The sequence below is a fragment of the Candidatus Brocadia sapporoensis genome (assembly GCF_001753675.2).
In the GTDB taxonomy this organism is placed as follows: Bacteria; Planctomycetota; Brocadiia; order Brocadiales; family Brocadiaceae; genus Brocadia; species Brocadia sapporoensis.
Window position 1 is genome coordinate 50,457 of sequence record NZ_MJUW02000044.1, and the last position, 12,466, is coordinate 62,922.

11 protein-coding genes are annotated in these 12,466 nt (G+C 37.2%); all 11 read left to right on the forward strand.

All coding sequences use genetic code 11. The annotated features are described in order from the left end of the window. Window positions 1–429 precede the first annotated feature (429 nt). The 11 genes from BIY37_RS04175 to BIY37_RS04225 all read left to right on the forward strand — a co-directional run bounded on the left by BIY37_RS04175 (window position 430) and on the right by BIY37_RS04225 (window position 12,373). Window positions 430–753: a hypothetical protein gene (locus BIY37_RS04175; RefSeq protein ID WP_070066575.1), complete on the forward strand. Its 324-nt coding sequence runs from the start codon at window positions 430–432 to the stop codon at window positions 751–753. A gap of 122 nt (window positions 754–875) precedes the next feature. Continuing rightward, entirely contained in the window at window positions 876–1,916 is a 1,041-nt protein-coding gene (locus BIY37_RS04180) for a glycosyltransferase family 9 protein (RefSeq protein ID WP_070066576.1), read from the forward strand. 796 nt (window positions 1,917–2,712) lie between these two features. Further along, window positions 2,713–4,059, forward strand: coding sequence for a chromosomal replication initiator protein DnaA (gene dnaA, locus BIY37_RS04185; protein ID WP_070066577.1), 1,347 nt, complete (start codon window positions 2,713–2,715; stop codon window positions 4,057–4,059). A 46-nt stretch (window positions 4,060–4,105) separates the two neighbouring features. After that, window positions 4,106–5,176 (forward strand): M24 family metallopeptidase, encoded by a 1,071-nt coding sequence (locus tag BIY37_RS14025; RefSeq protein ID WP_070066578.1) that lies wholly within the window; start codon window positions 4,106–4,108, stop codon window positions 5,174–5,176. Window positions 5,177–5,386: 210 nt separating this feature from the next. Then, complete coding sequence (gene accB / locus BIY37_RS04195) at window positions 5,387–5,851, forward strand: acetyl-CoA carboxylase biotin carboxyl carrier protein (RefSeq protein ID WP_070066579.1); 465 nt, start codon at window positions 5,387–5,389, stop codon at window positions 5,849–5,851. A 52-nt stretch (window positions 5,852–5,903) separates the two neighbouring features. Next, entirely contained in the window at window positions 5,904–7,259 is a 1,356-nt protein-coding gene (gene accC, locus BIY37_RS04200; protein WP_070066580.1) for an acetyl-CoA carboxylase biotin carboxylase subunit, read from the forward strand. 236 nt (window positions 7,260–7,495) lie between these two features. Further along, on the forward strand, window positions 7,496–8,206 hold the full coding sequence (locus BIY37_RS04205) for a multiheme c-type cytochrome (protein WP_070066581.1): 711 nt from the start codon (window positions 7,496–7,498) through the stop codon (window positions 8,204–8,206). Between the two features lie 43 nt (window positions 8,207–8,249). After that, the gene (locus BIY37_RS04210) at window positions 8,250–9,302 is read left to right on the forward strand and encodes a hypothetical protein (protein ID WP_070066582.1); all 1,053 of its coding nucleotides are present in this window, start codon (window positions 8,250–8,252) and stop codon (window positions 9,300–9,302) included. Then, entirely contained in the window at window positions 9,286–10,131 is an 846-nt protein-coding gene (locus tag BIY37_RS04215; RefSeq protein WP_070066583.1) for a formate dehydrogenase subunit gamma, read from the forward strand. Before BIY37_RS04210 ends, BIY37_RS04215 begins: the two co-directional genes overlap by 17 nt. Before the next feature lie 94 nt (window positions 10,132–10,225). Then, window positions 10,226–11,617: a sigma-54-dependent transcriptional regulator gene (locus BIY37_RS04220; protein WP_070066584.1), complete on the forward strand. Its 1,392-nt coding sequence runs from the start codon at window positions 10,226–10,228 to the stop codon at window positions 11,615–11,617. A 213-nt stretch (window positions 11,618–11,830) separates the two neighbouring features. Then, window positions 11,831–12,373, forward strand: a complete 543-nt coding sequence (locus BIY37_RS04225) for a hypothetical protein (RefSeq protein ID WP_070066585.1) — start codon at window positions 11,831–11,833, stop codon at window positions 12,371–12,373. Window positions 12,374–12,466: the final 93 nt, after the last annotated feature.

The window sequence follows — 12,466 nt, forward strand, 5'->3', positions numbered from 1 at the left end:
CCTTGTATTTGCTGGCTTAGCAGCTCATACACCCCTCGAATTGCGAAGGTCGGGGTAACTGAATACCAAGATCGCAAAAAACTGACACAGACCCGGTACGTCTTCACCCCTTCTTCCGGCTCGTTTTTCGCTTTCCCTCCCCTCAATTACTCACAAAATCGATTCCAACCATTCAATTCCCTGCTCTGCGGACATCACTCATCTATTACTCCATGTTCAAGCAATATTGCAGAAGTCTTTCGGAGTGTTTGATTGCGGCATAGCCGCGGTATGATGTAATGATTTGTGTGGTCATGGAGATGAAAAAAGTTTTTTGCCGTCGTCTTTTCTTAAAAAAATTCTTGACCCGTGAAACAATTTGGCATAAAATTCCGTTTTAAATAGAAAAAGATCAAATGTCTCTCTGTAATGTATGGAGATTGTCATAACATGAGCAAAGTAAAATGTCCCGGTAGTATCAGAAACGCAACTCCAACACCAATAGATCGTAAATGTCATAATTGCGGCGTTATGGTTGAGATGTGGAGTGATGAAGAAAAGACGGATTGCCATAAATGTGGTACAACAATTTTTAAAGATAAGGTTCCAACCTGCGTGGAATGGTGTAAATCCGCAGAGGAGTGCATGGGCGATATCCTTGATGTGAAAAAGATTCAGGCGGAGGCAAAAAAACGGGCTGCGGCTGATGGGAATCCAAAATTCTTTGAGAATGTGACTGAGATGATTAAAAAAAAGAAAGAAGAGTCGGTATAGTATATCTTAAATCCATCCATGTTAATCATCAAATTTGATATTTCTGTTAAGTCATTCCAAAAGCACTTCTAAATTCTTACCAAAAACATATCTTAATTATACGTCCAGGGGCTATTGGCGATATGATCGTCACCTTGCCTACTCTTGGTGCTATCCGTGATCATTTTCCCAATGCCTTTATTGAAGTCATGGGCTACCCTGCGCATCTGGAACTTATCAAAGAGCGCTATTATGCGGATGTAGTCAGCCGTTTTGATCAACTGGATATTGCCCATCTCTTTGTCAAAGATGCTGAGATACCTAGGTCTTTCAGGGAAAGACTGTGTCAGATGGAATTGATTATTTCATTTATCTCTGACAGAGACCGGATTTTTTCTCATAATCTGAATGCTTCAAATGCCAGGTGTATTCATTACGATCCTTTTCCCCAGGATGATAAAGGCATTCACATTGTTGATCATTTTCTAAATTCTTTAAGCTCCCTGGGTATCAATTATACCAATAATATCCCAAAGATATTTTTAAACGATGAAGACAACAGGTTTGGGGAGGATTTTATAAAAGACAATATTGTCGGTTCAAAAAAAATATTGGTTGCCATTCACCCAGGGAGCGGTAGCAGACAAAAATGTTGGCCTGTTACAAGATTTGTTGCATTGATAAACTGGCTCAGCCGGGAACTGCAAGCGCATATCCTGGTGGTTTCAGGACCTGCTGATCAAGGGATTACGGAACGATTAAAAGCAGGGGGTAATAAAGATATTGTTTTAGCGGATCAACTTCCGCTACCTAAACTGGCTGCCGTATTAAAACGATGTAACCTCTTTATTGGAAATGATTCTGGCGTCACACATTTAGCGGCTGCTCTTGGTGTCCATACAATTGCCATCTTTGGTCCTACGGATCCAAGAATCTGGGGGCCTCGGGGCGATTTGGTAAAAATCATTTATAAAGAAGTGCCTTGCAGCCCCTGCAGGGCAGATACAAGGAGAGGGTGCTCAGTGCAAAGATGTTTAGAATATATAAAAATTGAAGATGTTATGCATGAAGTACGATGTAGTATCTTTCAACCTAAATCCTGCAACAAGGCTTCGCCTCGTTTGCAGGATTTAGGTAGAAATCTTTCTGCCTCTGTGACAGAACTAAAAAAGCATGTAAAATAACCTGAACTATATGAAAATAATGGCTTTATTGTAATTAAAAAGATCCATATAACATTGTAATAGAGATGTTAGAAGTTCAAATCGAATTTCAATTCGAGTAATACATTACCTTCGCACTTTTTCCTACCAACTTTTCTACGAACATATCTGAAATTTATGTAACAATAAGTTGAAATCTGTTGATAAGTTTCGGAAATGTATCTCTTTGTTAAATAAACGTTAAGAATCTTTATACTTTTTTAAAAACGGAAATAAACAATTGTGTTGTTGTTAACATTGTATTTATATCATAATGAAGAAAGAAAAAAGTAAATGTATCGTATTTATATTGAGGAAGTTACATATAATAATATTTTTGATTGTTAATTAATAATCGACAATTTATTAACAATTCATTTTTATAAAATAAGTGAATTTTATGAAAGAAGAGTTTCTATGTGTGCAACCAAATTAATACAGTATGGAAGCAGTGAAAAAATATGTGCCTCTAAGTTTCAATTTAATATGATATTACAAAACATGATGTTTATCATGATAGAAGTTGTAGGTGTAAATATTTTTAAAAATAAATATATTTGTTAATTTGTTGCAGAGATTATATTTTTTTTAATTGTTTTATTTATAAAGAAGTTATGTATGCTGCGCATTTATGCCAAAAGTTTTTTAACAATGTGAATATCTTTTTATTTTGACACGTATAAACCCTTCTGCTAATATCGCCCTTCTTCAAAGATGAATCGTATTTCAATTCCAATACAAATTTCTTTATAGACCATACAAAGGATACCATATAAAAATGGAGTTTTACACAAAGGTCTGGGATGATGTTCTTCAAAATATTCGGGAAAAAGTTGGTCCTTTGCGATTTAATCTGTGGTTCAAAAATACCCGACTCGAATCTTTTCATGATAACTGTGCAAATATCGCCGTGCCGAATGTATTTACCCAGGTTTGGTTACAAGAAAATTTTTCAAATATATTGAGGGAAGGTATCGGGAAACTCGTAGAAAGTAAGGATCTGAACATAAGATTTTCTATATCAAAAAACGGCAAGGATGAACAAATCCTACCGGTTGACAACTCACTCAAAGAGAAGAAACCAGAAGGTAACAAAGCCGTTTCAACATTAAACAGATACCTGAAGCTTGAAGATTTTGTGGTGGGACCTAATAACCGAATGGCATATGCTGCATCCCTTGAGATTATTAAGGACAAATATCCTGCTTTTAATCCACTTTTTATTCACGGTCCAGTTGGCGTTGGAAAAACTCATATTCTTCAGGGCGTTTGGAATCGAATTCGTGAAGAACAAAATACAAATGGCATTTATATGCCAGCCGAGAAATGGACAAATGAATTTATTTATTCGTTGCAAAAAGGAAAGATGGAAGCTTTTCGGCAGAAATTCAGAAATGTGGATATATTTCTCATAGATGATGTACATTTTCTTTCTAATAAGCAGGGTGTTCAGGAAGAGTTTTTGCATACGTTTAATGCATTGTATGAGTTATCAAAAAGAATTATCTTTGCAAGTGATGCACATCCGAAGATGATTGGTCAGCTAAAAGAAACTCTTGCGAGTCGATTTATGTCGGGAATGATTGTCAAAATTGATAAGCCTGATTATGCAACGAGACTTTTAATCTTGAGATCAAAAGCTGCTAATTATGAGGTATATTTTCCTGAGGAGGTATTGGAGTTTATTGCAGAGAGATTTGATGATAACGTCAGAGAAGTTGAAAGTGCGTTGACAACGCTCTCTGCTCATGCCAAGTTTAATGAAAAAAACATAGACATCCAATTAGCCACGGATGTATTGGGAGAATTCTTTTTGTCGGAAGGAAGAATCATTAAAATTAATGAGATTGAAGCCACGATATTAAGTTATTTCAACATTTCACGCAATGAGCTTCATTCGAATAAAAAAATAAAATCCATCTCCTTCCCACGTCAGATATGTATGTATTTGATCAAAACTCTTCTTAACTGGTCTTACCAACAAATTGGGAATTACTTTGCGAGTAAGAAACATTCCACAGTTATGTTTGCCATAAAGAAGGTGAAAGATCAACTTGATAGCGACAGGCAATTTAAGATGTTTATAGATACATTAATAGAAAAGATTAAAAAAGAAAAAAAATAGTTTTTGTAATCAGTCAATAGAATGCTTAGCTTCGATATACATTGCTATGGGTTGTTTAAAAAAAATAAAGCAGACATTAACAGATGAGAACATAGATGGATTTTTAATCACAAATGCTGTAAACATTCGGTATGTTACGAACTTTACGGGGAGCGAAAGCATTCTTTTGATCACCCCTGAGTGCGATTACTTGTTCACGGATTTTAGATACATAGAGCAAGCACATCAGGATATTCCGTGGATTAAGATTGTTGAAAAAAAAAATTCTTTGGAGAGGACGATTTGTGGGAAACTCAAACGTCTTAAAATCAAAAAGCTCTATGTTGAATCTCTCTATCTTACGGTTTGTCAGTATCATGATATTACAGATGGTAACGACGGGATTTGCCTTATACCAACGAAGGGAATTGTTGAGCAATATAGAAAGCGGAAAACAGCTCAGGAATTAGCGAAGATTCGGACAGCTATTCATATTGCTGAGAGGGCGTATGACGTAGTGAGAAAAAAAATAAGAACGGGTATTTCTGAAAAAAGAATTGCGGATTTTATAGAGTATGAAATAAGAAATCAAGGTGGCGAAAGAAGTTCTTTTGAAATAATTTGTGCTGCAGGGCAACGGGCCTCGCTCCCACATGCACGTGCTACCAATAGAATAATACAGGGTAAAGAAGCTGTTTTAATCGACTGGGGCGTATGTTTTCAATTTTATAATTCCGACTTGACAAGGATTCATTTCACAGATAAAATATCTTCCGAATATAGGAAAATATATCAAATAGTTTTAGATGCGCAAAATTTTGCTATTGATAGCATAAAACCAGGCAGAAAAGCAAAAGATGTTGATCATGCAGCGAGGAACTATATTCAAAAAAAGGGATTTACTAAGTGCTTTGGTCACGGATTAGGGCATGGTATCGGGCTTGAGGTTCATGAAGGGCCCACAATTAATGGCAGGAGCAAAGAAATTTTAGAAGAGAACATGGTGTTTACTGTCGAACCCGGGATTTATATTCCAGGGTGGGGCGGTGTACGCATAGAAGATATGGTATTGGTTACTTCCTGCGGTTATGAAGTTTTGAGCCAGGCGCCAAAAAAGCTTAAAGAAATAACGATATAAATAAAAAAGAAAGCACGCCATTGTCCGTTAAGCTAAGCGTAATAAAAACTAATCCGAATATTAGCCTTTCATTTTGTGCCGCCAGTTTGTCGTTTCATATTTCTCCACGCAGTTCTTAAACAAAGGTATTCCTCATACGAATTAATAGAAGATTTTTTAGCTTTCCTGTTTAATAATTAAAAAACAAAACTCCACATTAAGGAATAGAAAATGAGTATTATAGACAAGGTAAAGCAATTAATTTCAATTATGAATGAAAATGAGTTGTCAGAGATTGAAATTCAGGAAGATGTTACCAAAATAAGGATTAAGAAAACCGAAGTTGGTTTTACCCATACCGTTGCTTCACCACTTACAGCTTCTTCCACATATCCTCAACCATTAGAACAAAAACATCAGATGCCAGTTTTTGTGCAAGAAAGTAAAAATGTTGCGGAGGTTGTTTCGCCTATGGTTGGTACATTTTATCGGGCGAGTGCCCCCGGCTCTGAGCCGTGTGTAAATGTGGGAGATTTTGTTAACGAAGAAACCGTGGTTTGTATTATTGAGGCAATGAAAATAATGAATGAGGTAAAAGCAGAAATGGTAGGTGAAGTTGTTGATATTTGTGTCAACGATGGAGAGGCTGTGGAGTTTGGTCAGCCACTATTTTGTATTAGGCCATCAACAAAATAACAGATATGATTATAAAATTTATTAAATTAATGATCGGCGGATGATTGAGGGTATGTTTTCCAGAATAATGATAGCAAATCGTGGCGAAATTGCCTTAAGAATTATCCGTGCTTGTCGCGAAATGGGCATAGAAACAGTTGCAATATGCTCGAAAGCAGACAAAAATGCTATGTATTTAAAGCAAGCAGACATCACGATATGTGTTGGTTCTTCAGACGCAGAGGGTAGTTATTTAAATATTCCGAGTATCATCAGTGCAGCGGAGATAACTGATATTGAAGCGATACATCCCGGATACGGTTTCTTATCAGAGGTTAGTCATTTTGCTGAAGTTTGCGAATCATCCAAAATTGTATTTATTGGCCCCAAATCGGAAGTATTAAAAAAGCTTGGGAATAAAACAGAGGCCAGGAAAATTGCTAAAGCCTGTAAAGTCCCTGTGGTTCCTGGGAGCGAATCAGTTATCAAAAGTCAGCAGCAAGCACTTGATGTAGCACATAAGATCGGCTACCCAGTCATTATTAAGGCGTCTTCTGGCGGTGGAGGACGTGGAATGCGCGCTGCTCACAATGATATAAGTCTTGTAAATTCATTGGCAGTTGCTCAGCGGGAAGCAGAATCAGCTTTTAAGGATCCGTCTATTTATATAGAAAAGTACATTGAAGATGCGCGACATGTAGAGGTGCAAATATTTGGAGATAATTACGGCAATATCGTTCATTTAGGTGAAAGGGACTGCACATTACAGCGAAAACACCAGAAACTTATTGAAGAATCTCCGTCTCCTAATATTTCTGATCGTTTGCGTGAGGAAATATGTAAGGCAGCAATTAAAATAGCGAAAGCTGTGAATTATACAAATGCAGGTACGGTAGAATTTTTGGTAAACCGAGAGGGAGATTTTTATTTTATCGAAGTAAACACCCGACTTCAGGTGGAACATCCTGTTACTGAAATGGTTACTGGTATTGATTTAGTGAAACAGCAGATAAGAATTGCATATGGTGAGCGGTTAAACATAAAGCAGAAACGAGTCAAACCTCGGGGCGTTGCTATAGAGTGCCGTATTAATGCTGAAGACCCAAACAATGGGTTTCGGCCCCAACCAGGCAAGATCATTTCGTATAATCCACCAGGTGGCAGGGGAGTAAGAGTGGATTCTCACGTGCATGCTGGTTATGAGGTTCCTCCCTATTATGATTCCATGATTTCAAAGCTAATTGTTTATCAAAAAACACGAGAAGAGGCAATTGCCTGTATGAAAAGGGCTTTGAGAGAATACGTAATTGAAGGTATTAAAACAACAATTCCGTTAAATTTAGAACTGATAGCGCATCCGCAATTTGCAAATGGAAATATCAATACGAATTTTGTGGAAAATCTGCTGTCAAAAAATCAGCATTCATGATGCCTGAATTTTTTCTTGACACTATTTGAAAAGCATGCTAATCTAGCGTTTTCTTATTATAAAACGTCTTTTTTGATAAGACATTTTACAGGTGCTTTTGTGAGTGATCGTCGTTGTTAAAACGATAATGAAACAAATTAAGTTTTTTTGTCATAATTAAAAAAGTTGTTAGTGGACAGTATTGGAATGGTCATTCTAATTTATTCTCGGATGTGTATCTAGGAAAGGAGATTGTAATGTTTGGTGGTTGGAAAGCTCTGAGTTTTGTGAGTGGCGTTGTGGTGTCTGTATTGGGTTTGACTTTTTCATTTCCTGCGATATCCAACAGTGCAGAATATGTTGGTAATAGCGGTTGCAAGTGTCATATGGGAAAAGGTTGCTTTGAAGGTGAGGAATATAAGGAAAGATTGCATTCAAATACATGGGAGAAGCGGCTGAAAGGAACTCCGGATGCTGAAAATCCAGAGTGCTTGAAGTGTCATGCAACTGCTTATGGTGAGAAAATCGCTGAGGCTGGCAAAAAATATTTGCCTAATGTGCAATGCGAGGCCTGTCATGGTGCAGGTTCAGAATATAAAAAGTTAAAAGAGAATTATCAGGGTAAAGGAAAGGATGCTTTTAAAGAATTACTAAAAAAGGATCCGCTTGAGGCGAGAAAAGTACAGTACGATGCCGGTTTGATTGTTGCGGGTATCAATGGCCCTGCCACAGTAAAAGAGCAATGTCTGAGATGTCATTGGGAAAGTAAAGATGATAAGAACAAATGCCCAAAAACAGATAAGATTATGGACTATAAAGAGTATTTTAAGAAAGATGATCATCGTGATGAAGATGAGGTAGATATTGCTATCAAGAAGCTTTCTCCAGAAGAAAAAAAGAAGTGGGCGGCCATATTGCCGAAGGACGAAATTCTGAACACACCGTTAAAACCAAAGAAAAAGGAATAACTCTTTGCGCTTAAGAGTTATCTAGCTGGGGAGGATTCCGGAGATGGTTTATAAGTTGAAAGAAAGCTTGGTGTTAAGAGTTTTATCAGGCTTAGGTGATTTTAAGTGGTTTGCGCATTTTATTATAAGTGTTGTAGTTGTTAGCCTATCGCCTGCAGTATTGACTGCGGGCGATAATGGCCCGTGTATCGAATGTCACACAAAGCCGGACAAATTAAAGACCGCAGAAAAGGCGAAGATAGATCCTGTTACTGGTGAGATCAGAGTGGTTTCAATGCTGATAGATGAAGGAACCTTTAAAGCATCGGCACACGGCGGAGAAGATTTTTTCTGTACTGACTGTCATCAGGATCTTGAAGGTGCAGATTTATCTGAAGGTCACAAGCCAAATTTAAAACCGGTTGACTGCATAACCTTTTGTCATGACGATCCGGCAGAAGATTACTTGCAGAGTAGCCATGTAAAATTAATGAAAGAAAATAATAGAGATGTACCAACATGTAAAGACTGCCACGCTGGTTTGACATATCATTATACTCCAATGGGAGAAAAATCCCCCCGTGATGTCCCGAGGGGAACCGATCCGGTTCACAGAAGATTAACTATCGAATCTTGTGGAACCTGCCATCAGGAGTACCTTTCTAGTTACAGGAATAACGCACATGGTCAAGTTGCGTCACTTGGGTATACGACAATTGATATTCCTGTGTGTTTTGATTGTCATGGCAAACATAAAATTCTAAACTCTGAAGATCCTGAATCTAAAGTTGGCAAGGAAAGGATTTTGGAAACTTGTGGAAATTGTCATGCGAATGCCAATGCAAGTTTCGTAAAACATATTGAACATCCTCAGATCAAGAATATAAAATATTATAAAAAACTACTCACGGCATTAAAAAATGCACGTAGTAACCCAGAAGATCTGAAAAATCTAATTAAAAGCCCGCAAACAATATTATGCTTAGTGTTTGTCGCATACATGGGAATATTGGCTTTTACGTTTTCTTCCTTCGGAGTTCATTCATTGCTATGTTGGTTTGCAACAGTGCGCGACGAGTATAAGAGAAAGGGGCATGCAGATGAAGATCAGCACTAACTATCTAAGATTTAGTTTATTACATAGATTTTGCCACTTTTTGATCATCATTAGTTTCTTTGGCCTTGTCTTAACTGGAATGCCATTGGCTTTTCGAAACTATGACTGGGCAAGATGGTTGTATGAATTGTTCGGTGGATATCCAACCGCTGGGTTTATCCACCGTATTTGTGCTTTGATTACTTTTTTTGCTGCATTTATTCATTTCATATTTCTCTTTTATAATGTATCGGTACAAAAGAAAAAAGGGTTTTTCTGGGGGCCCAATTCGTTGCTTATTCAACCCAGGGATGTATTTGATATCATCGGCGACCTTAAATGGTTTCTTGGTATTGGAAAACGTCCTGATTTTGACCGATGGATTTACTGGGAAAAATTTGAATATTTATCATTGATGTGGGGGACGCTAGTTATGGCCCTTACTGGATTAATTCTTTGGTTTCCGGTACAATTTACTAAAATTATACCAGTTTCAGTTGCAGGTATAATTGACCTGCCCAGTATTGCATTAATTATTCATAGATACGAAGCAATTCTTGCGGCTGGTTTTATCTTTACAATCCACTTTTTCCACACTCATTTGCTTCCTGAAAAAATGCCAGTTGATGAGGCAATATTTACGGGAAAAATAACAGAAGAGGAATTTAAGCACGAACGTCTAGGTCAATTCAAAAGGCTCGAAAATCAACGACTATTGGAGAATTATAAAGTTGCACCCCCTTCACTTTTCGTGAGTTTTATAACCAGACTTTTTGCAGTTCCTATTTTGATAACTGGTCTCATTATGGTGGGTTTCATGTTTTCTGCCCTTATCGTTTGGGCTATTTGATTTTCTGGTCTGTTGATTCGACAATAGCAAGCAAATGTAACCGCTAAGTCTTTTTTGTTTAAAAGCACCGGAAGTGCTTTTTTTAAGGTTTAAGATGGCTTACAGAGTTCTTATTGCTGATGATGAAGAACGCATGCGAAGAGTGCTTGCTATGGTTTTCCAGGATATGGGGGATGTCAAGGTTGTAACCACTAGTAATAGTGCTACAACCTTGGACTACCTCGAAAAAGAACGTTTTCATCTTCTCATAACGGATCTTAAGGTTCAGGAAATGGGAAGACTCGAGTTCCTCAAAGCGATCAAATCTAAAGCGCCTGACATTCCTATTATAGTTCTTACTGCCTACGGTTCTGTAGTTTCCGCAATAGATGTTATGAAAGAGGGTGTCTTCGATTACCTAGCGACACCATTCGATAATGATATTCTCAAGTTAGCAGTCAAAAGGGCATTAAAAATGAGTTCCTTGACGATTGAAAATAAATATTTGCGTCAAGAACTTGAATCTCAATACAACTTCGGAAATATTATTGGTAATTCACCACAGGTAGTGGAAGCATTGCGATTGGTTGGTGAGGTATCTAAAACAGATTCTACCGTCTTGATAACAGGTGAAAGTGGCACAGGGAAAGAATTAATTGCGCGTGCCATTCACTATAATAGTAACAGGGCGTGCGGACCGCTCATAGTATTAAATTGTGCTGCAATACCTGAAAATTTACTCGAAAGTGAATTATTTGGTTATGAAAGAGGTGCCTTTACCAGCGCAGAAAAGACGAAAAAGGGACGTTTTGAATTGGCAGCTGGGGGTACTTTTTTCATGGATGAAATATCGGAAATGAGCATGGCGGTTCAAGCAAAAGTGTTACGCGTCATCGAAACTAAAGAGTTAGAACGGCTGGGAGGGACAGAAACTTTAAAAGTTGACGTTAGGATTATATGCGCCACGAATAAGAATCTGGTCGATTTGGTGAAATCGGAGAAATTCAGAGAAGATTTATATTATCGGATAAGCGTTTTTCCTATCACTTTAACCCCGTTAAGAGAACGAAGAGAAGATATCATTCCTCTATGCAAACACTTCTTAAAACGTTTTTCAACCAAAATGGGAAAAGCACCAATATCATTGAGTAAAGAAATGGAAAAATTATTTATGATGCATAAATGGGAAGGTAACATACGTGAACTGCAGAATGTTATTGAACGTGCAGTAATTCTTTGTAAAGGAAATTTAATAACGTCTGAGCACTTACTGACTTCAATAGTTAAAGACTCCTATTCGATTGAAAAAAGCAAACCGCAAACTACGGATAAAATGGTTTCTTTTAATCTTCCTCCGAATGGGCTATCATTAGATGCCTTGGAAAAAGAATTAGTTACTCAAGCACTTGAAAAAAGTAAAAATAATAAGACAAAGGCTGCAAAATTATTAGGGCTAACGAGAGGTACCTTTAGATATCGATTGCAGAAGTATGGTTTAACAAATTAGTAATGGTAAATATCAGCCATTCTGGTAGAAGTTAATTAATGAATAGTTATTATAAAATTTATTAAATGCTTGTGTAACATGCCTTAAACAAGATAGATATAACAATTATTTTGTTTTATATGTTTTTGGTATGATTTGTGCCTCCTATCTTTTTTATATGTGACAGTAATTTTAAATCAAAATTATAAAAAATGAAAGGAGGTGAAGAGGGTTATGAAGAGAAGCATATTTCTGATTGCTGGTATTTTTAGTTTGGTCTTTTTTTTGATTTCATCTGTTTTTGCCGTTTGGGATAAACCTTGTGATAAAAAGCAAATATTTGAAGCATTTTGGTGCGACGCCTGCAAAGACGTTAGAGAATTTAACGAATGTTCCGAGATAGGATATATTTGGGACTTTGAAAAACATCGTACCGCAGGTGATAAAACTCACACAGATTTACCTACTTGTTGGGCATGTCAAAAGATTGCTTACAGTTGTATCAATACGAATTGTAAAAAATATGGTGTGTGTTTACCAGCTCCTGGTGCTTGCGATGAATGTGGAGATGACATTACCAGTAAAAAAATTTGGGCTAGAGTTCTATTTAAGTGTCCTAAATGTGGTAAGGAGAGCCCAGAGGCGGGAAAGGGTTTTTCAACTATAAAGGGACGGTATGCACCGCAGATTGAAAAAGCCGGAGATTGCGAGACATGTAGTGTACCTTTAGAAATTATTTGTACAAAATCAGGCACTTGTCCGCATGTTAGCAAGTAATTGTGTTTTATAACGTACTGAAGGTCTTGGTTAACAGAATTAGGAGGGAAGGAAGAGCGATGAAAGGAAGAGGATGGATAGGAGCGGTGGTAT

Coding starts and splice junctions, on each gene's coding strand:
- BIY37_RS04175 (WP_070066575.1), top strand. CDS start 430: ATGAGCAAAGTAAAATGTCCCGGTAGTATCAGAAACGCAACTCCAACA.
- BIY37_RS04180 (WP_070066576.1), top strand. CDS start 876: ATGATCGTCACCTTGCCTACTCTTGGTGCTATCCGTGATCATTTTCCC.
- dnaA (WP_070066577.1), top strand. CDS start 2,713: ATGGAGTTTTACACAAAGGTCTGGGATGATGTTCTTCAAAATATTCGG.
- BIY37_RS14025 (WP_070066578.1), top strand. CDS start 4,106: ATGGGTTGTTTAAAAAAAATAAAGCAGACATTAACAGATGAGAACATA.
- accB (WP_070066579.1), top strand. CDS start 5,387: ATGAGTATTATAGACAAGGTAAAGCAATTAATTTCAATTATGAATGAA.
- accC (WP_070066580.1), top strand. CDS start 5,904: ATGTTTTCCAGAATAATGATAGCAAATCGTGGCGAAATTGCCTTAAGA.
- BIY37_RS04205 (WP_070066581.1), top strand. CDS start 7,496: ATGTTTGGTGGTTGGAAAGCTCTGAGTTTTGTGAGTGGCGTTGTGGTG.
- BIY37_RS04210 (WP_070066582.1), top strand. CDS start 8,250: ATGGTTTATAAGTTGAAAGAAAGCTTGGTGTTAAGAGTTTTATCAGGC.
- BIY37_RS04215 (WP_070066583.1), top strand. CDS start 9,286: ATGAAGATCAGCACTAACTATCTAAGATTTAGTTTATTACATAGATTT.
- BIY37_RS04220 (WP_070066584.1), top strand. CDS start 10,226: ATGGCTTACAGAGTTCTTATTGCTGATGATGAAGAACGCATGCGAAGA.
- BIY37_RS04225 (WP_070066585.1), top strand. CDS start 11,831: ATGAAGAGAAGCATATTTCTGATTGCTGGTATTTTTAGTTTGGTCTTT.